The sequence below is a fragment of the Pseudomonas putida genome, from assembly GCF_026625125.1.
Classification (GTDB): domain Bacteria; phylum Pseudomonadota; class Gammaproteobacteria; order Pseudomonadales; family Pseudomonadaceae; genus Aquipseudomonas; species Aquipseudomonas putida_X.
This window is the reverse complement of record NZ_CP113097.1, coordinates 5,350,551-5,377,363: the sequence shown is the minus strand read 5'-3', so window position 1 is coordinate 5,377,363 and position 26,813 is coordinate 5,350,551. Positions and strand designations below refer to the sequence as shown.

At 62.5% G+C, this 26,813-nt stretch carries 23 protein-coding genes; 16 read left to right on the top strand and 7 right to left on the bottom strand.

The window, feature by feature from the left end; translation table 11 throughout:
• Window positions 1-93: 93 nt before the first annotated feature.
• The 4 genes from rsmA to OSW16_RS24805 are packed head-to-tail and all read right to left on the bottom strand — an operon-like array spanning window position 94 to window position 5,981.
• Entirely contained in the window at window positions 94-894 is an 801-nt protein-coding gene (gene rsmA, locus OSW16_RS24820; protein WP_241807067.1) for a 16S rRNA (adenine(1518)-N(6)/adenine(1519)-N(6))-dimethyltransferase RsmA, read from the bottom strand.
• On the bottom strand, window positions 891-1,880 hold the full coding sequence (gene pdxA / locus OSW16_RS24815; RefSeq protein ID WP_267819217.1) for a 4-hydroxythreonine-4-phosphate dehydrogenase PdxA: 990 nt from the start codon (window positions 1,878-1,880) through the stop codon (window positions 891-893). Before pdxA ends, rsmA begins: the two co-directional genes overlap by 4 nt.
• Window positions 1,877-3,202: a peptidylprolyl isomerase SurA gene (gene surA, locus OSW16_RS24810; protein ID WP_241807069.1), complete on the bottom strand. Its 1,326-nt coding sequence runs from the start codon at window positions 3,200-3,202 to the stop codon at window positions 1,877-1,879. The genes pdxA and surA overlap by 4 nt, the downstream gene beginning before the upstream one ends.
• Window positions 3,177-5,981 (bottom strand): LPS-assembly protein LptD, encoded by a 2,805-nt coding sequence (locus OSW16_RS24805; protein ID WP_267819214.1) that lies wholly within the window; start codon window positions 5,979-5,981, stop codon window positions 3,177-3,179. The genes surA and OSW16_RS24805 overlap by 26 nt, the downstream gene beginning before the upstream one ends.
• Window positions 5,982-6,111: 130 nt before the next feature.
• On the opposite strand from OSW16_RS24805, the gene OSW16_RS24800 reads away from it, so the two are divergent.
• Genes OSW16_RS24800 through OSW16_RS24790 form a run of 3 tightly spaced genes read left to right on the top strand, consistent with a single transcriptional unit; the run spans window position 6,112 to window position 8,565 of the window.
• Complete coding sequence (locus OSW16_RS24800) at window positions 6,112-7,131, top strand: aminoglycoside phosphotransferase family protein (protein WP_267819212.1); 1,020 nt, start codon at window positions 6,112-6,114, stop codon at window positions 7,129-7,131.
• Window positions 7,128-7,799 carry an N-acetylmuramate alpha-1-phosphate uridylyltransferase MurU gene (gene murU / locus OSW16_RS24795; RefSeq protein WP_267819210.1) on the top strand — a complete coding sequence of 224 codons (672 nt, stop codon included), beginning with the start codon at window positions 7,128-7,130 and terminating at the stop codon, window positions 7,797-7,799. The genes OSW16_RS24800 and murU overlap by 4 nt, the downstream gene beginning before the upstream one ends.
• 1 nt (window position 7,800) lies before the next feature.
• On the top strand, window positions 7,801-8,565 hold the full coding sequence (locus tag OSW16_RS24790) for a TerB family tellurite resistance protein (protein ID WP_241807073.1): 765 nt from the start codon (window positions 7,801-7,803) through the stop codon (window positions 8,563-8,565).
• A 78-nt stretch (window positions 8,566-8,643) separates the two neighbouring features.
• Here the strand turns inward: OSW16_RS24790 and OSW16_RS24785 are convergent, their stop codons facing one another.
• Window positions 8,644-9,639: an alpha/beta hydrolase family protein gene (locus tag OSW16_RS24785; protein WP_267819207.1), complete on the bottom strand. Its 996-nt coding sequence runs from the start codon at window positions 9,637-9,639 to the stop codon at window positions 8,644-8,646.
• A 95-nt stretch (window positions 9,640-9,734) separates the two neighbouring features.
• Here OSW16_RS24785 and OSW16_RS24780 point away from each other — a divergent pair, with 95 nt between their 5' ends.
• The 9 genes from OSW16_RS24780 (at window position 9,735) to trpE (ending at window position 20,522) form a co-directional block, all read left to right on the top strand.
• On the top strand, window positions 9,735-12,122 hold the full coding sequence (locus OSW16_RS24780; RefSeq protein WP_267819205.1) for a PAS domain-containing sensor histidine kinase: 2,388 nt from the start codon (window positions 9,735-9,737) through the stop codon (window positions 12,120-12,122).
• Between the two features lie 7 nt (window positions 12,123-12,129).
• Entirely contained in the window at window positions 12,130-12,762 is a 633-nt protein-coding gene (locus OSW16_RS24775) for a response regulator transcription factor (protein ID WP_267824111.1), read from the top strand.
• 211 nt (window positions 12,763-12,973) lie between these two features.
• Window positions 12,974-14,098, top strand: coding sequence for an ABC transporter ATP-binding protein (locus OSW16_RS24770; protein WP_241807076.1), 1,125 nt, complete (start codon window positions 12,974-12,976; stop codon window positions 14,096-14,098).
• A gap of 40 nt (window positions 14,099-14,138) precedes the next feature.
• On the top strand, window positions 14,139-15,173 hold the full coding sequence (locus OSW16_RS24765) for an ABC transporter substrate-binding protein (RefSeq protein WP_267819202.1): 1,035 nt from the start codon (window positions 14,139-14,141) through the stop codon (window positions 15,171-15,173).
• 67 nt (window positions 15,174-15,240) lie between these two features.
• Window positions 15,241-16,488 carry an ABC transporter permease gene (locus OSW16_RS24760; protein WP_241807078.1) on the top strand — a complete coding sequence of 416 codons (1,248 nt, stop codon included), beginning with the start codon at window positions 15,241-15,243 and terminating at the stop codon, window positions 16,486-16,488.
• Window positions 16,489-16,499: 11 nt separating this feature from the next.
• Entirely contained in the window at window positions 16,500-17,327 is an 828-nt protein-coding gene (locus OSW16_RS24755) for an ABC transporter permease (RefSeq protein WP_012316549.1), read from the top strand.
• Between the two features lie 156 nt (window positions 17,328-17,483).
• Complete coding sequence (gene rpe, locus OSW16_RS24750; protein ID WP_136912648.1) at window positions 17,484-18,158, top strand: ribulose-phosphate 3-epimerase; 675 nt, start codon at window positions 17,484-17,486, stop codon at window positions 18,156-18,158.
• On the top strand, window positions 18,155-18,973 hold the full coding sequence (locus tag OSW16_RS24745; protein ID WP_241807080.1) for a phosphoglycolate phosphatase: 819 nt from the start codon (window positions 18,155-18,157) through the stop codon (window positions 18,971-18,973). Before rpe ends, OSW16_RS24745 begins: the two co-directional genes overlap by 4 nt.
• Before the next feature lie 67 nt (window positions 18,974-19,040).
• Window positions 19,041-20,522, top strand: a complete 1,482-nt coding sequence (trpE, locus tag OSW16_RS24740; protein ID WP_267819197.1) for an anthranilate synthase component I — start codon at window positions 19,041-19,043, stop codon at window positions 20,520-20,522.
• A gap of 36 nt (window positions 20,523-20,558) precedes the next feature.
• Here trpE and estP read toward each other — a convergent pair whose 3' ends face one another.
• The gene (gene estP / locus OSW16_RS24735; protein WP_267819195.1) at window positions 20,559-22,448 is read right to left on the bottom strand and encodes an esterase EstP; all 1,890 of its coding nucleotides are present in this window, start codon (window positions 22,446-22,448) and stop codon (window positions 20,559-20,561) included.
• Window positions 22,449-22,821: 373 nt separating this feature from the next.
• Here estP and OSW16_RS24730 point away from each other — a divergent pair, with 373 nt between their 5' ends.
• Genes OSW16_RS24730 through OSW16_RS24715 form a run of 4 tightly spaced genes read left to right on the top strand, consistent with a single transcriptional unit; the run spans window position 22,822 to window position 26,054 of the window.
• Complete coding sequence (locus OSW16_RS24730; protein WP_267819192.1) at window positions 22,822-23,415, top strand: aminodeoxychorismate/anthranilate synthase component II; 594 nt, start codon at window positions 22,822-22,824, stop codon at window positions 23,413-23,415.
• Window positions 23,416-23,424: 9 nt separating this feature from the next.
• Window positions 23,425-24,474, top strand: coding sequence for an anthranilate phosphoribosyltransferase (trpD, locus tag OSW16_RS24725; protein WP_267819190.1), 1,050 nt, complete (start codon window positions 23,425-23,427; stop codon window positions 24,472-24,474).
• Window positions 24,471-25,304: an indole-3-glycerol phosphate synthase TrpC gene (trpC, locus tag OSW16_RS24720; RefSeq protein ID WP_267819188.1), complete on the top strand. Its 834-nt coding sequence runs from the start codon at window positions 24,471-24,473 to the stop codon at window positions 25,302-25,304. Before trpD ends, trpC begins: the two co-directional genes overlap by 4 nt.
• Before the next feature lie 45 nt (window positions 25,305-25,349).
• Window positions 25,350-26,054 (top strand): lipoate--protein ligase family protein, encoded by a 705-nt coding sequence (locus OSW16_RS24715; protein WP_267819186.1) that lies wholly within the window; start codon window positions 25,350-25,352, stop codon window positions 26,052-26,054.
• On the opposite strand, the gene crp is transcribed toward OSW16_RS24715, so the two are convergent.
• The gene (gene crp / locus OSW16_RS24710) at window positions 26,051-26,695 is read right to left on the bottom strand and encodes a cAMP-activated global transcriptional regulator CRP (RefSeq protein ID WP_241807087.1); all 645 of its coding nucleotides are present in this window, start codon (window positions 26,693-26,695) and stop codon (window positions 26,051-26,053) included. The two genes, OSW16_RS24715 and crp, sit on opposite strands and share 4 nt — an antisense overlap.
• Between the last annotated feature and the right edge of the window lie 118 nt (window positions 26,696-26,813).

Genomic DNA, 26,813 nt, shown 5'->3' with positions numbered 1-26,813 from the left:
AGGGCCAGTGGTGTCGGGGAGGGAGTGGGCTTCAAAACCTTGCGGTGGGGCGGCGTCTTCGCAAGTTGACCGCGAAGACGCCGTGCTGCGTTGTCAGGCTTGCTGATCTGCCAACTGATCTGCCAGGCGCACGAATGCAGCCAGGTCCAGCTGCTCAGGGCGCAGGCTGCCATCCACGCCAGCGGCCTCGATAGCCTGGCTGTCGAGCAGGCCTTTGAGGGTATTGCGCAGCGTCTTGCGGCGCTGGTTGAACGCTTCGCGCACGACCCGTTCCAGCAGCAGGTGGTCCTTGGCCGGGTGCGGAAGCACCTCGTGCGGTACCAGGCGGACGATGGCCGAGTCCACTTTGGGCGGCGGGTTGAACGCACCTGGGCCTACGTTGAACAGGTGCTCGACGCGGCAGTGGTACTGCACCATGATCGATAGCCGACCCCAGTCCCCGCCGCCCGGGCCTGCGGCCATGCGCTCTACCACTTCCTTCTGCAGCATGAAGTGCATGTCGCGAATCAGCCCGGCATGGCTGAGCAGGTGGAAAATCAACGGGGTGGAGATGTTGTAGGGCAGGTTACCTACGACTTTGAGGCTGCGCTGCGGTACGCCCAGCTGGTTGAAATCGAACTTCAGGGCATCGCCCTGGTGCAGGCGGAAGTTGTCGCGCCCGGCAAACTTGTGCTGCAGGATCGGCACCAGGTCTTTGTCCAGCTCCACGACGTCCAGCTGTGCGCCGCTGCCCAGCAGGCCCTCGGTCAGGGCGCCCTGGCCCGGGCCGATCTCCAGCAGGTGTTCGCCGGCTTTGGCATTGATGGCGCGCAGGATGCGGTCGATGATGCCGGCGTCATGCAGGAAGTTCTGACCGAAGCGCTTGCGCGCCCGGTGTTGGTAATGCTCGTTCATGGTCGGTTCTCGGCCATCTGGTAGGCGGTTTCCAGGGCGACGCGCAGGCTGCCGGTGTCGACGTTGCCGGTACCGGCAAGGTCCAGGGCGGTGCCGTGATCGACCGACGTGCGGATGATCGGTAGGCCCAGGGTCACGTTGACTGCAGCGCCGAAACCTTTGTACTTGAGTACAGGCAGGCCTTGGTCGTGGTACATCGCCAGCACCGCGTCGCAGTGCTCCAGATATTTGGGGGTAAACAGGGTATCGGCCGGCAGCGGGCCGCGCAGGTCCATGCCTTCGGCGCGCAGGCGGGCCAGTGCCGGTTCGATGATGTCGATTTCTTCGCGGCCCAGGTGGCCGCCTTCGCCGGCATGCGGGTTGAGCCCGCAGACCAGGATGCGTGGGTTGGCAATGCCGAACTTGTCGCGCATGTCGGCGTGCAGGATGCGGGTAACCCGCTCCAGGCGCTCAGGGGTGATGGCGTCCGCGATGTCGCGCAGTGGCAGGTGCGTGGTGACCAGCGCCACGCGCAGGCCACGGGTCGCCAGCATCATCACGACCTGAGCGGTGTGGGTCAGTTCTGCCAGGAATTCGGTATGGCCGGAAAAGGCGATGCCGCTTTCATTGATCACGCCCTTGTGTACAGGGGCCGTTATCATTCCGGCGAAATGCCCTTCAAGGCAGCCTTGCCCGGCTCGTGTCAGGGTCTGCAGGACAAACGCCGCATTGGCCTTGTCCAGCATGCCCGGTACCACGGGGGCGGCTAGGGGGGTGTCCCAGACGTAGAGGCTACCTGCCGGGGCCGGCTGGTCAGGCCATTGGCCCGGCCCTACTGCCAGCAGGTTGACGGCCAGCCCCAGCCGCGTGGCCCGCTCGGCGAGCAGGTCACGGCTGGTGATGGCGATCAGGGGGTGAGGCTGGGGCTCGGCGGCGAGCAGCAGGCACAGATCTGGGCCTATGCCGGCCGGTTCGCCGGGAGTGACGGCGAAGCGCAGCGGCTTCACTGTGCGGCCTGGTCAGCGCCAGGCAGCTTGATTTCAACGTAGGCTTCGTCGCGGATCTGGCGCAGCCAGGTCTGCAGCTCTTCATCGTACTTGCGGTTACGCAGTACGTTCATTGCCTGCTGCTCGCGTGCCTGTTCGGTGCTGTCGGTGGCACGACGGCCCAGCACTTCCAGGACATGCCAGCCGTACTGAGTCTTGAACGGTTTGGTCACGACACCCTGCTGGGCGTTGGCCATCTGCTCGCGGAACTCCGGTACCAGGCTGTTCGGGTCGACCCAGTTGAGGTCGCCGCCGTTGAGCGCTGAACCCGGGTCTTCCGAGAAGCTTTTCGCCAGCTCTGCGAAGTCTTCGCCGTTCTTGATGCGTTCGTACAGGCGCTCAGCCAGCTGCTCGGTGGCGGCTTCGCTGCGGATTTCGCTCGGTTTGATCAGGATGTGGCGTACATGCACTTCGTCACGCAGTACGTTTTCGCTGCCGCCGCGCTTCTCTTCGAGCTTGATGATGAGAAAGCCGCTAGGGATGCGCAGTGGCTGGGTGATGTCGCCAGTGGCCATGCCGCTGAGCAGCTTGGCAAATTCAGGTGGCAACTGGCCGGCTTTACGCCAGCCCATCTCGCCACCTTCAAGGGCGTTCTCGCTGCCTGAGTTGGCAATCGCCATCTGGCCGAAGTCCGCACCCTGGCGCAGCTGCTGGTACACGTCGCCGACCTTGCGCGCAGCCTTCTGGATGTCGTCCGAGTTGGCGCCTTCCGGGGTTGGGATGAGGATGTTGGCCAGGCGGTACTCTTCCGACATCTGCATCTTGCCCAGGTCCGAGGCGAGGAAGTTCTTCACTTCCTGTTCGGATACCTGGATGCGCTCGGCCACACGGCGCTGGCGCACGCGGCTGATGATCATCTCGCGTTTGACCTGCTCACGGGCGTCGTCGAACGACAGGCCGTCGCGGGCCAGCGCGGCGCGGAACTGGTCCAGCGACATGCCATTGCGCTGGGCAATGGTGCCGATGGCCTGGTTCAGCTCCTCGTCAGTGATGCGGATACCCGAGCGTTCACCGATCTGCAACTGCAGGTTCTCGACGATCAGGCGCTCCAGTACCTGCTGTTGCAGGGCGCTGGTCGGCGGCACGCCGCCGCCGCGCTTGGCGATGGTTTGCTGAACCTCCTGGACGCGCTGGTCCAGCTGGCTTTGCATGACCACGTCGTTGTCGACGATGGCCACCACACGATCCAGGGGTTGCACCGCGGCATGCACCGCGCCACTCAGCAATACAGCGCCCAGCAACACTGGGCGCAGACGATCAATAAGCTTGGTCTTCACGTTCACGGTAACCTTCAATGCCTTGGTCGAGGAAAGATTCGACCTTGTTGCCAACCACGCCACCGAGGCCTTTCAGCACGATTTGCAGGAAGATGCCATGGTCGCCTTTTTCGTTCTGCGGGGCGGCCTGGCTGAAATCGTCGTAGTCGATCCAGTAACGGTTGATCAGGCGCAGTTTCCAGCAGCAGTTGTCATATTCGAAACCGCCCATGGCTTCCAGGGTGCGGTTGCGGTTGTAATCGTGCTGCCAGCGGGCGATCACGTTCCATTGCGGCACGATCGGCCAGATCACCGAGAAGTCGTGCTGCTGGATCTTGTAATAGTCCTTGATGTAGTTCGGGTCGCCTGGGTTGCCATAGTCACCGCCACCCACTTTCCAGGTACCCGTCGTGGAATCGTAAGCGATGGTGTCGTTGCGGTAGCGATAGCCGAGGTTGACCACCTTGTTCGGGTTGTCTTCAGGCTGGTAGTGGAACATCGCGCTGCCAGAACGGGTGGTGCGGCTGTCCGGGTCCCAGTTGAAGTCCGAATTGAAGCGCCAGTCGCGGTTGAAGTAGTAGTTGTACACCAATGCGTATGGCGAGACGTCAGACTGCGCGTCACTGCGATCGCGGTAGTTGATGCCTGGCAGTTGGGCCTTGCGATCCTTGAAGTACAATGCTTGACCGATGCTGAAGTTCTGACGTTCGAAGCCGTCGTCCTGGATCCAGCGGGTGGTCACGCCCAGCGACAGCTTGTTCTCGTCACCGATACGGTCGGTGCCGCTGAAGCGGTTGTCACGGAACAGCGAATCGAAGTTGAACAGCGTTTCGCTGGTATCGAACAGCGGAATGTCCGTCTGGTCCTTGTAAGGAACGTACAGGTAGAACATGCGCGGTTCGAGTGTCTGGCGATAGTTGGTGCCGAACATCGAGGTGTTGCGGTCGAAGTACAAGCCGCTGTCAACACTGAAGATAGGAACGTCACGGCTGATGGAGCTGCTGTAACTGCCGTATCCTGGTTGCGACGCTTGCGCCAGCGCTTCTTGCTTGCCTTGACCATCAAGGTCAAGGTCATAGTTGGTGTAAACATACTTCAGCTTTGGCGTAACGTAACCGTAGCTGGCTTGCATGGGCAGGCTGATTGCCGGGGCAAAATTCAGGCGGTTGCCGTTGGCGCGCGCGATGCCGCTGACGTTTTGATCGAGACGTCGACCTGCTGCGCCGGCGGTGAAGTCCGGGTTGCCATCTTCGTCAGTGACAAAGTCATCCTTCAGATCACGATCGAAGCGCACGGCCTCGGTCTGGTAGCCGAAATCAAAGCCACCCGGGTGATACGGCAGCATCCCGTCAATTGTGATCTGTGGCAGCTTGTTGTACGGGGTGATCTGCGACAGGGTCGCCATCTCGTACGCTTGCGCATTCAGTCGAGCGGTATAGCTGTCGCCACGCCAGGTCAGTGCACCTTGCTGATTGACCACATCATTGCTTTGGACGCCAATCTGATCGGTTTCCAGGTCCTGGAAGTAGAACGGATCGCTGATGTCGGTGTAATCGACTTCAGTCATCAGGCGCTCGTCCAGGCCACCTCTATGCTGCCAGTTGATCATCCAGCGCTGATCTTCGTAATCAGTCTGGTCTTTGCGGTCGTCGTTCTTGTCGTTCAGGTACGCGCCGCCGACCTGGCCTTCGCTGGACTTGGTCAGGTAGCGGAATTCGCCTTCCATCAGCAAGCCACGCTTGGTCATGTAGCGCGGGTACAACGTGGCGTCGTAGTTGGGCGCCAGGTTGAAGTAGTACGGCGTGACCAGCATGAAGCCGGTGTCGCTGGTGCTGCTGAACGACGGTGGCAGGAAGCCGGATTGGCGACGGTCGTCGATCGGGAAGTAGATGTACGGTGTGTAGAACACCGGGAAATCTTTGACCCGCAGGGTGACGTTGGTCGCGGTACCGAAGCCGGTGGCCGGGTTCAGGGTGATGTTGTTGCCCTTGAGCTGCCAGGCGTTGCTGCCTGGTTCACACGTGGTGTAGGTACCATCCTTGAGGCGGATGATCGCGTTCTCGCTACGCTTGGCGTAGAGGGCGTTGCCGCGGATGTGCGACTTGTGCATCACGTATTCGGCGTTGTCGACCTGGGCTTCGCCCGTGTCGAGCTGGATCTGTGCCTCGTCGCCCACGACCAGCGAGCCGTTGTCGCGAATCCTGACGTTGCCCTTGAGCTCGCCACGGTTCTCGGCCTGGTAGAGGTTGGCCTCATCGGCTTCGGCCTGCATGCTGCCTTGGCGCATGACCACGTCACCGGCAAGGGTAGCGATCTGCTGCTCTTGCTGGTACTTGGAGACCTTGGCGTTGATGTAGGTCGGCGATTCGTCCTTGGGCGTGGTGTCGGCCATGCCAGGGCGAGTCGGCTCGATGTACGCGCCACCGCAGTACGGACCGGTTTCGGCCAGCTGGGCAGCGGTGAGCTTATCGCGCGGGACCCAATCGAGATGGCTGTAATCCTCGCTGCGCGACTTCAGGCCACGGCCTTTGCTCTCGGTGACCAGCACCGGCTTGTCAGCACTTTCGGCCTCGGCCGATGGGGCCTCGGTGCCGGAAGTGAGCGCAGCGCCGTCATGCACCGGGCGCGGTGGCAAGTTGTTGACTGGGCTCTTGGGCTTGCAGTCCCAACCACCGGAGGCGGACACTTGGCAGTCGAACTGCTCGGCTGCGACCACGTACGAGGTGGCAAAAGGTTGCAGGGCCAGCAGACCGCCGGTGACCAGCAACGGAAACTTTCTACGAAACGCGGGGGATTTCAATGCCATCTTATTAGTCCGGGCTTCCTGCGTGCCATCTGCCCGCGTGTGGGGCCGCACGCCTCTCGATGGTCTGAAAAAGATGCTGGATAATAAAGCATGACCCGCTTGACGGCTAGGGCCGTCGGAGACCCTTGTAATGCCTGAACACGATGTACGCCTGCAACAGCTGACTGTCTGGCTCGCCGAGCAGCTCAATGTTCTTTTCCGCAACAACGCCTGGGGCGAGGTGCCCGAGGGCAGCCTGACCCCCGCCAGCAGCGATGCGAGCTTCCGCCGTTACTTCCGCTGGCAGGGCGCCGGCCACAGTTTTGTGGTCATGGATGCGCCGCCACCCCAGGAAAACTGTAGGCCGTTCGTTGCCATCGACCACTTGCTGGCGAGCGCGGGCGTGCATGTACCGGTGATTCATGCCGAAGATCTGGACCGTGGTTTCCTGTTGTTGGGGGATCTGGGCCATCAGACATACCTCGACATCATTGAACCGGAAAACGCCGATGCATTGTTTGCCGACGCCATCGACGCCCTGCTGGCGTTCCAGCGCCTGCCGATGGACGCGCCGTTGCCCAGCTATGACGACGCCTTGCTGCGCCGCGAGGTCGAACTGTTCCCCGAGTGGTATGTCGGGCGTGAGCTCGGCCTGACCTTCAACGAGGCGCAGCAGGCCAGTTGGCAGCGCATCAGCCAGTTGCTGATCGACAGCGCCCTTGCCCAGCCGAAGGTGTTGGTGCACCGCGATTACATGCCACGCAACCTGATGCAGAGCGAGCCTAACCCCGGCGTGCTCGACTTCCAGGACGCTGTGTATGGCCCGGTGACCTATGACATAACCTGCCTGTTCAAGGACGCCTTCCTCAGTTGGCCACAAGCGCGAGTCGAAGGCTGGTTGCGCAACTACTGGGACAAAGCGCAGGCCGCCGCAATCCCGGTTCAGCCGGCGTTCGAAGATTTCCAGCGCGCCAGCGACCTGATGGGTGTACAGCGCCATCTGAAGGTGATCGGCATCTTCGCGCGTATTTGCCACCGTGACGGCAAGCCGCGCTACCTGACTGATGTGCCGCGGTTCTTCGCCTATATAGACGAAGTGATCGGCCGGCGCCCTGAACTGGCCGAACTCGGCCAGCTGATCGCCGAACTCAAGGATGGAGTGCGCGCATGAAAGCGATGATCCTCGCCGCTGGCAAAGGTGAGCGCATGCGCCCGCTGACCCTGCACACGCCAAAGCCGTTGCTGCCCGTGGCCGGCCAGCCGTTGATCGAGTACCACCTGCGTGCGCTGGCGACAGCCGGGTTCACCGAAGTGGTGATCAACCATGCCTGGCTTGGCCAGCAAATAGAGGATCACCTTGGCGATGGCAGTCGCTTCGGCCTGAGCATTCGCTATTCCCCTGAAGGCGAGCCGCTGGAGACGGGGGGCGGGATATTCCAGGCGTTGCCTTTGCTGGGCAACGAGCCGTTCCTGTTGGTCAACGGTGATGTCTGGACCGATTACCCGTTCGCGCTCTTGCGGGCACCGCTGCAGGGCCTGGCGCACCTGGTGCTGGTCGATAACCCTGGCCATCACGGGCGGGGTGACTTCCGCCTGCAAGGTGGGCAGGTGGTGGACGGTGACGACGGCCCTGGCACCCTGACCTTCAGCGGCCTCTCAGTGCTGCATCCAGCCTTGTTCGCAGGTTGCCAGGCGGGAGCCTTCAAACTGGCCCCGCTGCTGCGCCAGGCCATGGCGGCAGGCAAGGTGACCGGTGAGCACTACCGTGGCGACTGGGTCGATGTCGGCACCCAGGAGCGCCTGGCCGAGGCCGAGCGCCTTATACGCGAGCGTGCCTGAGATGTGGTGGCCAGGCACGGTGATCGGGCTAGGCGCGGGTTTCGCTGTCGCCAGCATCCCAGGTGCGCTGCTGGGGGCATTGCTTGGCCAGGCCATGGATCGGCGCTTGCGCGTGCAAGGCTGGGATGACATGCGCGAACGCTTGGGAGGCCGCCCGGCCCTGCGCGATGAGGAGTTGTTGTTCGTCCTGTTGGGGCGGCTGGCCAAAAGCGATGGGCGAGTGGCCGAACAGCATATTCAGCAGGCGCGCCAGGAGATGGTCCGGCTGAACCTTGCCGAGGCCGCGAGGATGCGGGCCATTGCCGCCTTCAACCGCGGTAAGGCGGGCAAGGACCGCTTGGCTCACCCTCTACGTCGCATTCGCCTGCAGCCACACGCGGCCGAGGGCACGTTGCGGGCGTGCTGGCGTATGGCCTGGGCTGACGGCAAGGCCGGGGCCCATGAGCGGGAACTGCTGCTGGACTGGGGGCAGAAACTGGGGCTTAGCCGGCGGCAGGTGCAGGCCATGTCGCTGGAATATGAGCCACGCAAAGTGAGCACGGCCAGTGGCACCATGACCTATGCGGCTGCGCTGCGCTTGCTGGGGGTAGATGCCGACACGGAAGGTGACCGGGTCAAGCACGCCTATCGCCGGCTGGTCAGCCGGCACCATCCGGACAAGCTGGCCGGGAGCGGGGCCAGTGAAGCGCAGGTCAGGGAGGCGACCGAGCGCACGCGTGAGCTGCACCAGGCTTATGCGCTGATCCGCAAACGGCGCGGGCTCTAAGGCTTCTGCCACCGGCAAGCCGCGCTGTCCTGGTGCCAGGCAGCCTGCCGGTGCAACGGCCAAAGCCGGCCGGTCACTTCATTCCTGCGGGCTCATCCAGCCCCTGGCCCGGCGGAACAACTGCTCCTGTTCCGCGCCCTTGTTCCCTGGCATCGCGATCAGCGACAGCTGTTTGTACTGGCTGTCCTTCTGACGCTTGCTGGCCTGCAGGCGTTGCATGGCGGCATTGCGGTCGCCGGTGCGGGTTGCATAGTAGAGATCGGCAGTCGGCACTTTGAGCGTCGGTGCCAGGCTTTCCAGGTCGTGCTCTACCCGTGCCGGGGTCTGTGCGGCGATCATCACCAGCTTCTGAACCTGCGGTGGTTGTTTCTCGCTCAGGTAGCGTGCTGCCCAGTAGGCGCCGCTGCCATGGCCGATCAGCACGGTGCTGCGGGAGTTATGTTGTTGAGCATACGCCACCGCGGCATCCAGCCGCGCGAAGATGCGTTCGGCGTCAGCCTGATCGTTCTGTTCGCTGGCCTGTTCGGCATCGGTGCTTTCTGCCGTGTCGGCATCCGCCGCGGTAGCCTGGGCTACATTGGCGTTGGCATCGGCGGGGGTTTGCTTGGCCGGTGCGCTCTCGCCCTGGTCTGGCTGCGGTGCGGGAGCTGGCGTGGCCTCCACCCGTGCTTGTGGGCTATCGGCGAGCAGGTCGGGCAGGCTCACGCTCAGGCTGTTCCAGCCGGCGTCAGGGAACTTGCGCCGCAACGGGCCGACCGCATTGGGCCAGTCGGCGGTTTCCCCGGCACCAGGGACAATGATCACCGTGCCTTGCGGATCGCTGTCGTTGGCTGGTTTCCACAAGGCCAGAAAGTGGTCGGAGCCGGCTTCCAGGGTTTGCTGCTCGTCTTTGGGCAACAGGCGTTCAAGGGCCTGCGCATCTTCCTGGCTACGCTCCAGCAACGGTGGGCGCGGCGCAGGTGCGGCGGCAGCCTCTGGGGGAGCTGGTTGTTCGGCGTCGGCGGCCAGGGCGCCAAGTGGTAGGAGCGAGGCGAGGCAGCACATTGCCAGCGTCGTGCGATAAAGTGTGAACATGAATCAACCCAAGGCCAGAATGATACCGGCAGCCTAATAGTATTTGCCCGCGACGGCCATGCTGCATGGCCGCCCTTGCCAAGACGAGCGTGTAGATGAAGCGATTGCGTCGCCTGTTGGTTATCGGCTGCTTGTGGCTACCCTTGATTGCCTTGGCAAGGCCCGAGGCGGCGCCTGCGGTGCTGCTCGACCCTGCCCAGCAGCAATGGCTGGACGCCCATCGCAGCCTGCGGGTCGGCCTTGTGCTGCAGGCGCCCTATGCCCAGTTCGACCGCCGTCTGCAGCGACTCTACGGGGCCAATGTCGACCTGGTGAACTGGCTGGGGCAGGCCCTCAAGCTGGACCTCACCTGGCGCAACTTCACTGATCAGGCCAGCCTTGAACACGCCCTGCAGGCAGGTGAAATCGACTTTGCGCCGGGGCTTACGCAAACACCGGTCAGCTTGCGCCTGTGGTTGTTCAGCGACCCCTACATGCGCGTGCCGCAGCTGGTGGTCGGGCTGCGCACCGGTGCGTTGGCCGTCGAGCTGGAAAAGCTTGAAGCCAACGAGCGCGTGGCGGTACGCATGCCAAGCGTGTTGGCCGATTACCTGCGAGGCAATTACGCCAACCTCAACCTGCAAGGTGTGCCCACCGAGCGCCAGGCCTTGCAACTGGTGGTAGGGGGCCAGGCCAGTTACGCGGTGCTGGATGAAGCTCAGCTGAGTCGGCTGTCCCGCGAGAGCGAGTTCGGTGAGCTGGCGGTGCTCGGCGACATCGGCTTACCGCAATTATTACGGGTGGGTTCGCGCCGTGACTGGCCGTTGCTGGCTGACGTGCTTGAACGGGGCCTGCAGGCCATGCCGGGCAAAGAGCTGGAGCAACTGCATCAGCGTTGGTTGCAGCCGCAATACCCGCGCCTGAGCGAATCCACCGGTTTCTGGCAGAACCTTGCGCTGCTGTTCGGCATGTTGCTGCTGTGTGCCGGGGCCACGCTGGTGTGGCAGCGCCGCCAGCAGCGTCAGCTCGAGCGTAGCCTGCTGGCGGCGCGGGAGCACCTGGCGGAGCGGCAGATACGGGAGGAGGCGCTGCGCGTGAGCCAGTTCGCCATCGACCAGAGCACGGTGGGCATCCTCTGGGTCAACTGGGACAGTCATGTGCGTTACGCCAACCAAGCGGCGGGGCGCATGCTGGGTTATGCCGAGGCGGCATTGCTGGAGCGTCCGCTGAGCGACTTCGAGCCGAACCTCAGTATGGACCGCTGGCTGCAGTTGTGGCGGGCGGCGCGCACCGGGGACGCTGGTGCTCGGCAGTTCGAGACCCAATGCCTGTGCGCCGATGGCAGCCTGTTGCCGGTGGAGTTGTCCTTGAGCTTCCTGCGTTTTCGCGATGCCGAGTACCTGGTGGTTTACCTTGCCGACGTCACCGAACGCCACCGTGCCCTGGCGGCGCTGCGTGAAAGCGAAGCACGGCTCAAGGGTATTGCTGGCAATGTGCCAGGGCTGGTGTTCCGCCTGGAGCCCGCGCCGGCGGAAGGGGCCCTGGAGTTTCCTTACATCAGCGAGGGCAGTGAGGCGTTGGTGGGCTATACGCCCGCGCAGATCCAGCACCCGCAGATGGGCTTGCGCAATCTGGTCCATCCGGATGACCGTGCGGACTACCATCAGGTGCAGGACCTGGCCATTGCCAACGATCAGGACTGGTCCTGGCAAGGGCGCATCCTTACCCGCGAAGGTGAGCAGCGCTGGGCCGACATCAAGGCCAGTACCCGCCGCCTGGCCGACGGCCGGGTCGTCTGGGACGGTATCGTCTGGGACATTACCCAGAGCAAGCGCGCAGAGCTGGCGCTTGCGAAGTCCCAGGAGCAACTGCGCGAGCTGTCGGCCCACCTGGAAAGTGTGCGCGAGGAAGAAAAGGCCCGCATCGCCCGCGAAGTGCACGATGAGCTGGGGCAGATGCTGACCGTGCTCAAGCTTGAAGTTTCGATGTGCGAATTGGCCTTTGCCGAGCTCGACCCTGCGCTGAACGAGCGTCTGGCCAGCATGAAGCGCCTGATCGCCCAGTTGTTCCAGTTGGTGCGCGATGTGGCAACGGCGTTGCGCCCGCCGATCCTGGACGCCGGTATCGCCTCGGCCATCGAATGGCAGGCACGGCGCTTCGAAGCGCGCACGCAGATCCCCTGCCTGGTACAGGTACCGGATAATCTGCCAGCATTGAGCGATGCAAAAGCCGTCGGCTTGTTCCGTATCCTGCAGGAAGCGTTGACCAACGTCATGCGCCACGCCCAGGCCCACAGTGTGGAGATAGAGCTGGTGCGCGAGGGCGAAAAACTGCGTATGACAGTCAGTGATGACGGCAGCGGATTCTGCCTGGACCAGGCCCGGCCAACCTCGTTCGGCCTTGTCGGTGTGCGTGAGCGGGTACTCATGCTCGGTGGCAGCATGGCGTTGAACAGCGAGCCAGGTGAAGGTACCAGCCTGAGCGTGACCATAGCGTTGGATTAGGAGAACGATCGTGATTCGAGTGCTGGTGGCCGAAGACCACACCATTGTCCGCGAAGGCATCAAGCAGTTGATCGGCCTGGCCAAGGATATGCAGGTAGTGGGGGAGGCCGGCAATGGTGAACAGTTGCTGGAAACCTTGCGCCGCACCCCCTGCGAAGTGGTGTTGCTGGATATCTCGATGCCCGGGGTCAGTGGGCTGGAGGCGATTGCGCGGATCCGCGCGCTGCACAACCCGCCGGCGATCCTGATGCTGTCGATGCACGACGAAGCGCAGATGGCCGCGCGCGCGCTCAAGGCCGGCGCTGCCGGTTATGCCACCAAGGACAGTGACCCTGCCTTGCTGCTGACCGCAATCCGGCGGGTGGCAGGCGGCGGGCGCTACATCGACCCGGCGTTGGCTGACCGCATGGTCTTCGAGGTTGGCCTGACCGAGACCCGGCCGCTGCATACGCTGCTGTCGGAGCGCGAGTTCTCGGTGTTCGAACGCCTGGCCCACGGCGCTAACGTCAACGATATCGCTCAGCAGCTGGCGCTCTCCAGCAAGACCATCAGCACCCACAAGGCGAGGCTGATGCAGAAACTCAAGGTCAACTCGTTGGCTGAGCTGGTGAAGTACGCCATGGAGCACAAGCTGGTCTGACTGTTCTGTTTGCGACAGAGGTTGCCCGCCGGGTACCGCTTTCCCTTTGGATGGCTGAAACCTGCATTCCAATAACGCCATCGCTGTAGGGCAATCCCTACACAAACGCTTCCAACCGGATGATGGCATTCTCTCAGTGCCCCCGATTTGCGGGCGCTTGCGTCTTCTTTAGTCTTTGCCTACGCAGTCATTCCAACAAGAAGGTGCAGGCATGAGCGAGGCGAATTCGAACGCGACCACCGGTGAGACGCTGGTCAGTTTCCGTGGTGTGCAGAAGAGCTACGACGGCGAGTCGCTGATCGTCAAAGACCTCAACCTGGACATTCGCAAAGGTGAATTCCTCACCTTGCTCGGCCCTTCCGGCTCGGGCAAGACCACCAGCCTGATGATGCTGGCCGGCTTCGAAACCCCGACCGCCGGTGAAATCCAGTTGGCCGGGCGCTCCATCAACAACGTGCCGCCGCACAAACGTGACATCGGCATGGTGTTCCAGAACTACGCGCTATTCCCACACATGACCGTGGCGGAAAACCTCGCTTTTCCGCTGAGCGTGCGCAACCTGAGCAAGACCGACATCAGTGAACGGGTCAAGCGGGTACTCAACATGGTGCAGCTCGATGCCTTCGCCAAACGCTACCCTGGCCAGCTTTCCGGTGGCCAGCAGCAGCGCGTGGCCTTGGCCAGGGCGTTGGTGTTCGAGCCGCAGCTGGTACTGATGGACGAGCCGCTCGGCGCGCTGGACAAGCAGCTGCGTGAACACATGCAGATGGAGATCAAGCACATTCACCAGCGCCTGGGTGTGACGGTGGTCTACGTAACCCACGACCAGGGCGAGGCGTTGACCATGTCCGACCGCGTGGCCGTGTTCCATGAAGGCGAGATCCAGCAGATCGCCGACCCGCGCACCCTTTATGAAGAGCCGCGCAACACCTTCGTCGCCAACTTCATCGGTGAGAACAACCGCATCAACGGCACGCTGCTGGCCAGTGACGGTCACCGTTGCCAGGTGCAGCTGGCCCGCGGCGAGCGGGTCGAGGCACTGGCGGTGAACGTCGGCCAGGCTGGCGAGCCGGTGACCCTGTCGGTACGCCCGGAGCGCGTGCGTCTCAATGGCCACAGCGAAAGCTGCGTCAATCGATTCTCCGGCCGCGTGGCCGAGTTCATTTACCTGGGCGACCATGTACGGGTGCGTCTGGAAGTCTGTGGCAAGGCTGACTTTTTCGTGAAACAGCCGATTGCCGAGCTCGACCCGGCGCTTGCCGTGGGCGATGTGGTACCGCTGGGCTGGGAGGTGGAGCACGCGCGCGCGCTCGATCCGATTGCCGAAGCCCACTGATGGATTGCTTCACCAACCCTGTACTGTGGAGAGAATAATAATGCGCAAGCAGCTGAAACTGACCGCCCTGGCCCTTGGCCTGTTCGCCGCCGGCCAGGCCATGGCGGCAGACCTGACCGTGGTGTCCTTCGGTGGCGCCAACAAGGCGGCCCAGGTCAAGGCGTTCTACGAGCCATGGGAGAAGGCCGGCAAGGGCAAGATCGTCGCTGGCGAGTACAACGGCGAAATGGCCAAGATCAAGGCCATGGTCGACACCAACAGCGTGTCCTGGAACCTGGTGGAGGTGGAGTCGCCAGAATTGGCCCGTGGTTGCGACGAAGGCATGTTCGAGGAACTCGACCCGGCTTTGTTCGGTAACGAAAGCGATTATGTGAAAGGCGCCATCCAACCGTGCGGCGTGGGCTTCTTCGTTTGGTCGACGGTGTTGGCCTACAACGCTGACAAGCTCAAGACAGCCCCGACCAGCTGGGCCGATTTCTGGGACACGAAGAAATTCCCGGGCAAGCGCGGCCTGCGCAAGGGCGCGAAGTACACCCTCGAGTTCGCCCTGATGGCCGACGGCGTTGCGCCCAAGGATGTGTACCAGGTGCTGGCCACCAAGGACGGCGTGGACCGCGCCTTCAAGAAACTCGACGAACTCAAGCCAAGCATCCAGTGGTGGGAAGCGGGTGCCCAGCCGCCCCAGTACCTGGCATCGGGTGATGTGGTCATGAGCTCGGCCTACAACGGGCGTATTGCCGCGGTGCAGAAAGAGAGCAACCTCAAGGTGGTATGGAACGGTGGTATCTACGATTTCGACGCTTGGGCCATCCCGAAAGGGGCCAAGAATGTTGAAGAAGCCAAGAAGTTCATCGCTTACACCGTTCAGCCCGAGCAGCAGAAGACCTACTCCGAGAACATCGCCTACGGCCCGGCCAACGCCAAGGCGGTACCGCTGCTGGCGGACGCGGTGAAGAAGGACATGCCGACCACGCCTGAAAACATCGCCAACCAGGTGCAGATCGATGTGGCCTTCTGGGCCGACAACAGCGAGCAACTGGAGCAACGCTTCAACGCCTGGGCGGCGAAGAAGTAAGGCGCCTCGAAGGAGCGCCGGCCGGCTGGCTGGCGCTCCCTGTTCCCCTGTTTTTGCGGAGTTCGCCATGGCCATTGCAGTGCCCCTCAACGAAGGCGCAGGTCCAAGTCTCAAGCAGCGCCTCAAGCACGCCGAGCGGGTCAACCGCTGGAAGGCGCAGGCGCTCATTGCGCCGCTGGCGCTGTTTCTTCTGCTGGTGTTCCTGGTGCCCATCGCGGCGCTGCTGTTCAAGAGCGTCGACAACCCGGAAGTGGTCAACGGCCTGCCGCGCACGGTCCAGGCTGTGTCGCAGTGGGACGGCAAGAGCCTGCCCGGCGAGGCGGTTTACAAGGCCCTGAGCCAGGACCTGGCCGAATCGCGCAAGAACCAGACCTTGGGCGACCTGTCCAAACGCCTGAACATGGAGCTGGCCGGCTACCGCAGCCTGCTCTCCAAGACCGCTCGGGCGCTGCCGTTCAAGGCTGAACCTGCTTCTTATAAAGAGGCCTTGCAGGCCCTCGATGAACGTTGGGGCGACCCGGCGTACTGGCAGGCGATCCGCCGCAACACCAGTAGCGTGACGTCCTATTACCTGCTGGCATCGGTCGACCACCGTATCGATGACCTTGGCGAGTTGGCCAAGGCCACCCCCGACCAGGCTATCTACCTGGATATCTTTGCCCGCACCCTGTGGATGGGTGTGGTGATCACGGCCATCTGTCTGGTGCTGGCGTATCCGCTGGCCTACCTGCTGGCCAACCTGCCAACCCGCCAGGGCAACCTGCTGATGATCCTGGTATTGCTGCCATTCTGGACTTCGATACTGGTTCGGGTGGCGGCGTGGATCGTGCTGCTGCAATCAGGCGGCCTGATCAACAGTGCCCTGATGGCAATCGGCATCATCGATCAGCCGCTGGAGCTGGTGTTCAACCGTACCGGCGTGTACATCTCGATGGTTCACATCCTTCTGCCGTTCATGATCCTGCCGCTGTACAGCGTGATGAAGGGCATATCGCCAAGCTACATGCGTGCAGCGATCTCCCTGGGTTGCCACCCGTTCGCCAGCTTCTGGCGGGTGTACTTCCCGCAGACCTACGCGGGCGTGGGCGCCGGTTGCCTGTTGGTGTTCATCCTGGCCATCGGCTACTACATCACCCCGGCGCTGCTCGGCAGCCCGAACGACCAGATGGTCAGCTACTTCGTGGCTTTCTATACCAACACCAGCATCAACTGGGGCATGGCCACCGCGCTGGGTGGGCTGTTGCTGCTGGCGACCGTGCTGCTGTACCTGATCTATAGCTGGCTGGTCGGTGCCAGCCGCCTGCGCCTGAGCTGAGGAGCCTAGTGATGCTTAGCCCATACATGTCGCCCGTGGAGCGGGTGTGGTTCTACAGCCTGCGTATCCTTTGCGGCCTGATATTGCTGTTTCTGGTGTTGCCGGTACTGGTGATCGTGCCGCTGTCGTTCAACAGTGGCAGCTTCCTGGTGTATCCACTGCAAGGCTTCTCTCTGCAGTGGTACCACGACTTCTTCGCTTCGGCCGAGTGGATGCGCGCCCTGCGCAACAGCGTCATCGTCGCCCCGGCGGCCACGCTGCTGGCCATGGTGTTCGGCACGCTGGCAGCGATCGGGCTTACCCGCGCCGATTTTCCGGGCAAGTCACTGGTCATGGCGCTGGTGATTTCGCCGATGGTGGTGCCGGTGGTGATCATTGGTGTAGCCAGCTACCTGTTCTTTGCCCCGCTGGGGATGGGTAACAGCTTCATTTCGCTGATCCTGGTGCACGCGGTGCTGGGTGTGCCGTTCGTCATCATCACCGTGTCGGCGACCTTGCAAGGCTTCAATTACAACCTGGTGCGTGCGGCTGCCAGCCTGGGGGCCTCACCGGTGGTTGCGTTTCGCAGGGTCACCTTGCCGCTGATCGCCCCCGGGGTCATCTCGGGAGCGCTGTTCGCCTTCGCTACCTCTTTCGATGAGGTGGTGGTGACGCTTTTCCTCGCCGGGCCAGAGCAGGCCACCCTGCCGCGGCAGATGTTCAGCGGCATTCGCGAGAACCTGAGCCCGACGATTGCAGCGGCGGCAACCTTGCTGATCGGTTTTTCGGTGGTGCTGTTGCTGACCCTGGAGTGGCTGCGCGGGCGCAGTGAAAAGCTGAGGACTCAGCAGCCCGCCTGAGCCATGTCGCCGGTACCGGCCCTTCACAGGCAAGCCCGCTAAGGGCCGGTAGCGGCGAGACGGCGACACCCGTCGCCACGCATTGATGCCAATCAGCCCCTATCCGGTTCCCTGAGTTACAATGCGCGCCACCTAGATTCTGCCAACAGGTGCGCCATGCAGCCCTACGCTATTGCCCCCTCCATTCTCTCCGCCGATTTCGCCCGCCTGGGCGAGGACGTCGACAAGGTGCTGGCCGCTGGTGCCGACATCGTCCACTTCGACGTGATGGATAACCACTACGTACCCAACCTGACCATCGGCCCGATGGTCTGCACTGCCTTGCGCAAATACGGTGTGACCGCGCCGATCGATGTGCATCTGATGGTCAGCCCGGTAGACCGCATCATCGGTGACTTCATCGAAGCAGGTGCCACCTACATCACCTTCCACCCGGAAGCCTCGCAGCACATCGACCGCTCGCTGCAGCTGATCCGTGACGGTGGCTGCAAGGCCGGCCTGGTGTTCAACCCGGCAACCAGCCTGGACGCGCTGAAATACGTGATGGACAAGGTCGACATGGTGCTGCTGATGAGCGTCAACCCAGGCTTTGGCGGGCAGAAGTTCATCCCCGGCACCTTGGACAAGCTGCGTGAAGCACGGGCGCTGATCGACGCCAGTGGCCGTGATATCCGCCTGGAAATCGACGGTGGGGTCAACGTCAACAATATCCGCGAGATCGCTGCCGCAGGCGCTGATACCTTCGTTGCCGGCTCGGCGATCTTCAACGCGCCGGATTATCAGGAAGTGATCGCCAAGATGCGCGCCGAACTGGCTCAGGCCCGGCCATGAGCGGCTTCGAGCAGCTGTTCCCCGGGACGCTGCCCAGGCTGGTGATGTTCGATCTGGACGGTACCCTGATCGATTCAGTCCCCGACCTGGCCGCAGCCGTTGACCGCATGCTGCTCGAACTTGGCCGCCCGGCCGCCGGCCTCGACGCCGTGCGGCACTGGGTAGGCAACGGCGCACCCGTGCTGGTGCGCCGCGCCCTTGCCGGCGGCCTGGACCACGCCACGGTAGACGATGAGCTGGCCGAGCGTGGCCTTGCACTGTTCATGGAGGCGTACGCCGAAAGCCATGATCTGACGGTCGTCTACCCTGGTGTGCGCGAAACCCTGCGCTGGCTGCGCAAGCAGGGTGTGGAGATGGCGCTGATCACCAACAAGCCGGAACGCTTCGTCGCACCCTTGCTCGACCAGATGAAGATCGGCCGTTATTTCCGCTGGATCATCGGCGGCGATACCCTGCCACAGAAGAAGCCCGACCCTGCTGCGTTGCTGTTCGTCATGAAAATGGCCGGCGTCGAGCCTGGCCAGGCGCTGTTTGTGGGGGACTCGCGCAGTGATGTGCTGGCGGCCAAGGCTGCCGGCGTGCAGTGCGTTGGGCTCAGCTATGGCTACAACCACGGCCGGCCGATCGATGAAGAAGCGCCCAGCCTGGTCTTGGGCGATCTGCGCCTGCTGCTGCCTGGTTGCGTAGTCACCGACACTGGGATAACGTTGGCGGACCTTCAAGCCTCACAAGACAGAGAGCCCTCCGTGGTGGTTACCGGCAAATTCTGGATGAAAGTCATCAAGGCCCTGGCCCGTTGGCGTTGGCGCGCCTGACTTCTGCCCGCCGGCCTTAGCCGGCCCGTCCGCTTGCCCGACTCTCATTGTTGCTCCGAGGCTACTCATGACCCGCGAAGAATTCCTGCGCCTGGCCGCTGCTGGCTACAACCGCATTCCCTTGGCCTGTGAAACCCTGGCCGACTTCGATACCCCGCTTTCCATCTACCTGAAGCTGGCAGACCAGGCCAACTCGTACCTGCTCGAGTCGGTGCAGGGTGGAGAGAAGTGGGGGCGGTATTCGATGATCGGCCTGCCGTCGCGCACGGTGATGCGTGTGCATGGCTATCACGTGAGCATCCTGCACGATGGCGTGCAGGTCGAAAGCCATGATGTCGAAGACCCGCTGGCATTCGTCGAAACGTTCAAGGACCGCTACAAGGTCGCTGACATTGCCGGCCTGCCGCGTTTCAACGGTGGCCTGGTCGGCTACTTCGGCTATGACTGCGTACGCTATGTGGAAAAGCGCCTGGGCGCTTGCCCCAATCCTGACCCGCTGGGCGTGCCGGACATCCTGCTGATGGTTTCGGATGCCGTGGTGGTGTTCGACAACCTGGCCGGCAAGATGCATGCGATCGTACTGGTCGACCCGTCCGAAGAGCAGGCTTTCGAGCAAGGCCAGGCGCGCCTGCAAGGCCTGCTGGCCAAGCTGCGTGAACCGATCACGCCGCGACGCGGCCTGGACCTGAGCGGCCCCATGGCGGCAGAGCCGGCGTTCCGCTCCTCTTTTACCCAGGAGGATTACGAGCGCGCTGTGGACACTGTGAAGGAGTACATCCTGGCCGGTGACTGCATGCAAGTGGTGCCGTCCCAGCGCATGTCGATCGACTTCAAGGCAGCGCCCATCGATTTGTACCGTGCGCTGCGCTGCTTCAACCCGACGCCGTACATGTACTTCTTCAACTTCGGGGACTTCCACGTGGTCGGCAGTTCGCCGGAAGTGCTGGTGCGGGTTGAAGACAACCTGGTCACCGTGCGACCGATTGCCGGTACTCGCCCACGGGGGGCCAACGAGGAGGCCGACCGAGCACTGGAAGATGACCTGCTGTCGGACGACAAGGAAATCGCCGAGCACCTGATGCTCATCGACCTTGGCCGCAACGATGTGGGCCGTGTGTCTTCCACCGGTAGCGTGCGCCTGACCGAAAAGATGGTGATCGAACGCTACTCCAACGTGATGCATATCGTGTCCAACGTCACCGGCCAGCTGGCCGAGGGGTTGACCGCCATGGATGCCCTGCGGGCGATTCTGCCGGCGGGTACATTGTCGGGTGCACCGAAGATTCGCGCGATGGAGATCATCGACGAACTGGAGCCGGTCAAACGGGGCGTCTACGGTGGTGCGGTGGGCTACTTTGCCTGGAACGGCAACATGGATACCGCCATTGCCATTCGTACGGCGGTGATCAAGGACGGCGAGCTGCATGTGCAGGCAGGTGGGGGCATCGTCGCCGACTCGGTGCCGGCGCTGGAGTGGGAAGAAACCATCAACAAGCGCCGGGCGATGTTCCGTGCAGTAGCATTGGCTGAGCAGTGTCCTGCCGAGTAACGCTCAGGCGTGGGGCCGCATAGCGGCCCCAATGGGTTAAAAGTCGACGCTGAGGCCCAGGCTTATTCCTTGCTGGGTCAACTCATCGCTCTTGCGCCAGTTGTAGTTCCCGCGCAGGTGTACCCCCGCCACCAGCTCATGGGTCAGCCCGAGGCTGGCGCGGGTCAGGTCGCTCTGCGGGGTGTACCCGGTCAGCGTGAAGTCATTGGCTGGCAGTGTGGTCAGGTGCAGGGTCACGTCCTGCTGGTCATCTTCGAACTCATGCTCCTGCGCCACCTCGGCAAAAAGCCTGGTGTTGGCCAGTACCTGCACGCTGCCGAGCAACCCAACGCCCAAACGACGTGACGTGCGTTCCTGGTCATCGAAGCCCAGGGCCGTCGAGCGTCCGCTCTTCTCGTCATAACCGTCCACCTTCACCCGTGCATAGTCGGCGCTGATGAAAGGGGCCAACTGCCATTGGCTGCTATCGGCTGCCAGGTTGTATCCCAGCCGGCCGGTCACAGCCCAGGCTTCGCCGTCGGTATCACCTTTTTCGCTTCGGTCATTCACGCCCAAGGCGAAGGTTCGCTTGAGGTCCCGGTAATCCAGGTGCCCGGCGCTCAGCGCTGCGTCCGCCCACCAGCGGTCCTGACGAAACTGGGCGAAGGCACTGGCCAGGTAGCTGTCGAGCTTGTAGTCCGAGTCTTGTTCGCCTGCCTCCAGTTTCTGGCGGTAGATACCGCCGGCAAGCCCCAAGCGCCAAGCGTCGTTGAGCCGATAGCTGCCGCCCAACGTGAGGTTGTAGCCGCGCCCGTCCCCGTTGGCAGAACTGCGCGCGCTGTCGAAGTCCAGGTCTTGCGCACCCGTGGCAACAAAGGCCTGCCATTGGCCTGCCGCTTGCCAGGGTGTCTGCCATTGATTACGCAGTTCGTCCTGATGCGCGCGCAGGCTGGCGTGGGCCATTTCCGGTAGCAGTGTCAGCTCCCAGGGTGCGGAGAGGATCGAGTAGCCGTAGTCGGCAATCAGTTGCTGGCCTGCGATGGTTGGGTGCACCGAGTCGTTGAACAGGAGCTTGGTGGGGTCAGGGGTGGTGCCGTTGATGCCGTACAGCGGGTTTTCCACACAACTGTTGCCGCTGTAGCAGGTACCGACCAGGTTCTGCCCGCTGGCCAGCCCGAACTGCGTCGGGCTGGCCAGTGCTTCGTTCAGCAGTACGGGAATGTTCAGTGGAATGATTTCGGCATCTATCTGGCCCAGTTGGCTGACCAGTGACTGGTTGAACACGCTGGAAAGTTGCGACAGCGCGCCTTGCTGCGGCGTGCCGCTGAAGTTCGGCGTTAGCCCGAGGTCGGGTAGCAGCCAGACCATGATGTAGCGGGCGCCGCCTTGTTGCAGGGCCTGGGCGCTGGCGGCCAGGCGCGACCCCGCGGCGGCCGCGTCGGCAGGGCTGCTCACCAGGCCCTGCAGGAAGTCGTTGCCGCCCCCGGTCAGGTAGTAGAGGGCGTTGGGGTCGGCGCGCAAGCCATTGGCCAGGTAACCGGCCTTCTCGCGTAGGACCAGGCCGGCAAAGTCTTGACCAGGCGGAATGATTGTCTGGGAAGTGTCGGTGACCGAATCCAGGATCTGCTGCGTGGTGTAGCCACCAACGGCCCAGTTGTTGCCGTCGGGGCGTATCCCGAGTGATGTGGACGGGTTCAACTCATCGGCATTCACACCCAGGCGGGCGCCGAGGATCATGGGCGAGACAGGTGCAAAGTTGCCATTCGCATCACGGTTGGTAAAGCGCATGCCGGCAGTGCCGCCGGTCAGGTCAGGGAATTGCCCGGCGTCGCTGAGGCTGTCCCCGAAGACGATCATTGTCGAGTAAGGCGAGGGCGCAGCGAAAGCTTGGCTGCAGGCGAGCGCCAAGGTAGCCAGGGTAAAACGTAGCAAGGGTGTTTTTCGCATGTGTGAACATCCTTTTCATTGTTTTTATGAGTACAGCCCGATCGACCATAGCAAATCGCGGGGCATGCCTTCCAAGTCCATTCGTTTCCCGTATTTACGGGCATATTGCGCCCGCCGCCCCGGTAGGCTACTGTGCCTGCAAGTATGAGCGAGACCTATCCCGTGTTGATCGTCAGCAAACTCTTGATGCGCGTTATCAAGGCCCACGCCCGTTGGCGTTGGCGCGCCTGACTTTATCTCTTGCCGGCCTGCCCGGCCCGCCCCCGTTTGCCTTCCTGTCCGTGTCCGAGCGCCCTTAGTGGCAACGCCGTGTCTGTTTATGGTGTAGGAAGGTTCGACTTTTAAAGTCAGTAGATTCTAGAGGTTTAGCCTGATGTTACTGATGATCGACAATTACGACTCATTCACTTACAACGTCGTGCAGTACCTTGGCGAGTTGGGTGCCGAGGTCAACGTCTTCCGCAACGACGAAATCACCGTTGCCGAGATCGAAGCCCTCAACCCTGAACGGATCGTGGTCTCCCCCGGCCCTTGCACGCCGAGCGAAGCCGGTGTGTCCATCGAGGCCATCCTGCATTTCGCCGGCAAGCTGCCGATCCTTGGGGTTTGCCTGGGCCACCAATCGATCGGCCAGGCGTTTGGCGGCGATGTCGTGCGTGCCCGCCAGGTGATGCACGGCAAGACCAGCCCGGTGTATCACCGCGACCTGGGCGTGTTCGCCGGCCTCAACAACCCGCTCACCGTGACCCGCTACCATTCCCTGGTGGTCAAGCGCGAGACCCTGCCAGAGTGCCTGGAGGTGACAGCCTGGACCGCACATGACGACGGTTCGGTCGACGAGATCATGGGCCTGCGCCACAAGACACTGAATATAGAAGGGGTGCAGTTCCACCCCGAGTCCATCCTGACCGAGCAGGGCCACGAGCTGTTCGCCAACTTCCTCAAGCAGACCGGCGGCCGCCGCTAAGGACCGAGCATGGATATCAAGAGCGCGTTGAGCCGTATTGTCGGCCACCTGGACCTCTCTACCGAAGAAATGCGCGATGTGATGCGCCAGATCATGACCGGCCAGTGCAGCGAGGCGCAGATCGGTGCCTTCCTGATGGGCATGCGCATGAAGAGCGAAAGCATCGACGAGATCGTTGGCGCGGTTTCGGTCATGCGTGAGCTGGCTGACAAGGTCGAGCTTAAAAGCCTTGATGGCGTGGTCGATATCGTCGGCACGGGCGGTGATGGCGCCAACATCTTCAACGTTTCCACCGCTTCCGCGTTCGTCCTGGCGGCGGCGGGTTGCACTGTGGCCAAACATGGTAACCGCGCGGTTTCCGGCAAGAGCGGCAGTGCGGACCTGCTGGAAGCTGCGGGCATCTACCTGAACCTCACGCCTACCCAAGTGGGGCGTTGCATTGACAGCCTCGGCATTGGCTTCATGTTCGCGCAGAGCCATCACACAGCCATGAAACATGCCGCAGGCCCGCGCCGCGACCTGGGCCTGCGTACCCTGTTCAACATGCTCGGCCCGCTTACGAATCCGGCTGGGGTGAAACACCAGGTGGTCGGCGTGTTCAGCCAGGCCTTGTGCCGCCCGCTGGCTGAAGTGCTGCAACGCCTGGGCAGCAAGCATGTGCTGGTCGTGCATTCCAAGGATGGCCTGGACGAGTTCAGCCTGGCCGCGCCTACCTTTGTCGCCGAACTGAAGAACGACCAGATCAGCGAGTACTGGGTCGAGCCTGAAGACCTTGGCATGAAGAGCCAGAGCCTGCATGGCCTGGCAGTCGAGAATCCACAGGCATCGCTGGAGTTGATCCGTGATGCACTGGGCCGGCGCAAGACCGAGAACGGCCAGAAGGCTGCCGAGATGATAGTGCTCAACGCGGGCGCTGCGTTGTACGCCGCTGACCACGCCATGAGCCTGAAGGCGGGTGTGGATCTGGCGCACGATGTGCTGCACACAGGGCTAGCGTGGGAAAAGCTGCAGGAGCTGGGTGCCTTTACAGCGGTATTCAAGGTGGAGAACGAAGCATGAGTGTCCCGACGGTGCTGGAAAGGATCATTGCCCGCAAGTTCCAGGAAGTGGCAGAGCGCAGCGCGCGCGTCAGCCTCGCCGAAATGGAGCGCCTGGCCAAGGAGGCGGATGCCCCGCGCGGGTTTGCCAATGCCCTGATCGAGCAGGCCAAGCGCAAGCAGCCAGCGGTGATCGCCGAAATCAAGAAGGCCTCGCCGAGCAAGGGTGTGATCCGCGAGAACTTCGTCCCGTCGGAAATTGCCGTCAGCTACGAAAAGGGCGGGGCGACTTGCCTGTCGGTGCTGACCGACGTGGACTACTTCCAAGGGGCCGATGAGTACCTGCAGCAGGCTCGCGCCGCCGTTTCGCTGCCGGTGATCCGCAAGGATTTCATGGTCGACCCTTATCAGATCATCGAAGCACGCGCCTTGGGTGCAGACTGCGTACTGTTGATCGTGTCGGCGCTCGATGACGTCAGGATGGCCGAGCTGGCTACTACCGCCAAGGACGTCGGCCTCGATGTGCTGGTCGAAGTACACGACGGTGATGAGTTGGAGCGCGCGTTGAACACCCTTGATACCCCGCTGGTGGGTGTCAACAACCGCAATCTGCATACCTTTGACGTCAGCCTGGAAACCACTCTCGACCTGCTGCCACGCATCCCCCGCGATCGCCTGGCCATCACCGAGAGTGGCATCCTCAACCGTGCTGATGTCGAGCTCATGGAAATCAATGACGTTTATTCGTTCCTGGTGGGCGAGGCGTTCATGCGGGCCGAGCAGCCGGGGCTGGAATTGCAGCGGTTGTTCTTCCCTGAACAAGTGAAGAAGACTGTTCAGCATCTGGACTAAGCAACGTTGAAGCCGGCAATCGCCGGCTTTATCTAAGGTGGATCAATGACCGATCAACCCCTGGCCCTTACCGTCGAGCAGGGCCTGCGCGCCGAGCAAGATCTTTTGGCTGCAGTCTGTCGTGGCGAAGCCGAGAGTGGTGTGCTGTTCTGGCGCCCGACGGATCATGCGCTGGTCATGCCTCGGCGCATGAGCCGCCTGGACAACTTCGAGGCAGCCTGCTCGGAATTGGCGATCGCGGGCTGGCCAGTGCTGCTGCGTGAAACCGGCGGTGAACCGGTGCCTCAGTCGCATTCGACGGTGAATGTGGCGCTGGTGTACGTAGCTCCCCGCAGCGAAGGCGACCATGGCCGTATCGAGAACGCCTATGAACGGCTCTGCCTGCCGTTGTGCGACGTGCTGCGCGAGTGGGGTGGTGTGGCTTCGGTAGGCGAGATCGACGGGGCCTTCTGCGATGGCCGCTACAACGTCAACCTCAATGGCCGCAAGCTGGTGGGTACTGCCCAACGTTGGCGCCAGGGGCTGGGTGGAAAACGGCCCGTGGTGCTGGTGCATGGTGCGTTGTTGCTGGATAACGAGCGCGAGTCCATGGTCGCGGCGGTCAATCTGTTCAATGAATGTTGCGAGCTCGAGCAGCGCTGCCGGGTCGACAGCCATATAGCCCTGCACGAAGTGGCGCCCGCTGTGCCGTGGTACGAGCGCCTTTCGCAGGCGTACAGGGAAGTACTTGCAGCGTTACCCAAGGATTAACGCGTACCGTAAACCACCATGGTCTTGCCCTTGACCTGGACCAGGCTGCGTTCCTCGAGGTCCTTGAGCACGCGGCCGACCATTTCCCGTGAGCAGCCGACGATACGGCCAATTTCCTGGCGGGTGATCTTGATTTGCATGCCGTCCGGGTGGGTCATGGCATCTGGCTGTTTGCACAGATCCAGCAGGCAGCGGGCGACCCGGCCGGTAACATCGAAGAAGGCCAGGTCGCCGACCTTGCGTGTGGTGTTACGCAGGCGCTGGGCCATCTGGCTGCCGAGGGAGTAGAGAATCTCCGGGTCCTGGCGGGCCAGGTCGCGAAACTTGTCGTAACTGATCTCGGCTACTTCGCACTCTGTCTTGGCGCGCACCCAGGCGCTGCGCTGCTGATCGCTGCCGGCGGGTTCGAACAAACCCAGTTCGCCGAAGAAATCGCCACTGTTGAGGTAGGCGATGATCATCTCGTGGCCTTCGTCATCCTCAATGAGGATAGTGACTGAGCCTTTGATGATGAACGACAGCGTTTCGGCTCGGTCACCAGCACAGATGATATTGCTCTTGGCGGTGTAGCGGCGGCGCTGGCAGTGCATCAGCAGCTTGTCGATGTTCTTGATCTTGGCGGGTAGGGCTGAGGCAACCATCACGAAATCCTGTTCGATACGACCCATGGGCTCTGGTGGGGAGTTGGCTGACATGACGCGTCAGTCAATTGGCGCCAGCTTATCAGACACTGCAAGATGTTTCGGCACAAATGGCGAA

Excerpts from the sequence above, each read along its gene's own strand:
- OSW16_RS24785 (WP_267819207.1), bottom strand. The coding sequence starts at position 9,639 with ATGTTCACACTTTATCGCACGACGCTGGCAATGTGCTGCCTCGCCTCG.
- rsmA (WP_241807067.1), bottom strand. The coding sequence starts at position 894 with ATGAACGAGCATTACCAACACCGGGCGCGCAAGCGCTTCGGTCAGAAC.
- OSW16_RS24790 (WP_241807073.1), top strand. The coding sequence starts at position 7,801 with ATGTGGTGGCCAGGCACGGTGATCGGGCTAGGCGCGGGTTTCGCTGTC.
- trpC (WP_267819188.1), top strand. The coding sequence starts at position 24,471 with ATGAGTGTCCCGACGGTGCTGGAAAGGATCATTGCCCGCAAGTTCCAG.
- OSW16_RS24805 (WP_267819214.1), bottom strand. The coding sequence starts at position 5,981 with ATGGCATTGAAATCCCCCGCGTTTCGTAGAAAGTTTCCGTTGCTGGTC.
- murU (WP_267819210.1), top strand. The coding sequence starts at position 7,128 with ATGAAAGCGATGATCCTCGCCGCTGGCAAAGGTGAGCGCATGCGCCCG.
- rpe (WP_136912648.1), top strand. The coding sequence starts at position 17,484 with ATGCAGCCCTACGCTATTGCCCCCTCCATTCTCTCCGCCGATTTCGCC.
- trpD (WP_267819190.1), top strand. The coding sequence starts at position 23,425 with ATGGATATCAAGAGCGCGTTGAGCCGTATTGTCGGCCACCTGGACCTC.
- OSW16_RS24760 (WP_241807078.1), top strand. The coding sequence starts at position 15,241 with ATGGCCATTGCAGTGCCCCTCAACGAAGGCGCAGGTCCAAGTCTCAAG.
- crp (WP_241807087.1), bottom strand. The coding sequence starts at position 26,695 with ATGGTTGCCTCAGCCCTACCCGCCAAGATCAAGAACATCGACAAGCTG.
- OSW16_RS24745 (WP_241807080.1), top strand. The coding sequence starts at position 18,155 with ATGAGCGGCTTCGAGCAGCTGTTCCCCGGGACGCTGCCCAGGCTGGTG.
- OSW16_RS24780 (WP_267819205.1), top strand. The coding sequence starts at position 9,735 with ATGAAGCGATTGCGTCGCCTGTTGGTTATCGGCTGCTTGTGGCTACCC.
- OSW16_RS24730 (WP_267819192.1), top strand. The coding sequence starts at position 22,822 with ATGTTACTGATGATCGACAATTACGACTCATTCACTTACAACGTCGTG.
- OSW16_RS24715 (WP_267819186.1), top strand. The coding sequence starts at position 25,350 with ATGACCGATCAACCCCTGGCCCTTACCGTCGAGCAGGGCCTGCGCGCC.
- OSW16_RS24765 (WP_267819202.1), top strand. The coding sequence starts at position 14,139 with ATGCGCAAGCAGCTGAAACTGACCGCCCTGGCCCTTGGCCTGTTCGCC.
- OSW16_RS24800 (WP_267819212.1), top strand. The coding sequence starts at position 6,112 with ATGCCTGAACACGATGTACGCCTGCAACAGCTGACTGTCTGGCTCGCC.
- trpE (WP_267819197.1), top strand. The coding sequence starts at position 19,041 with ATGACCCGCGAAGAATTCCTGCGCCTGGCCGCTGCTGGCTACAACCGC.
- OSW16_RS24770 (WP_241807076.1), top strand. The coding sequence starts at position 12,974 with ATGAGCGAGGCGAATTCGAACGCGACCACCGGTGAGACGCTGGTCAGT.
- OSW16_RS24755 (WP_012316549.1), top strand. The coding sequence starts at position 16,500 with ATGCTTAGCCCATACATGTCGCCCGTGGAGCGGGTGTGGTTCTACAGC.
- estP (WP_267819195.1), bottom strand. The coding sequence starts at position 22,448 with ATGCGAAAAACACCCTTGCTACGTTTTACCCTGGCTACCTTGGCGCTC.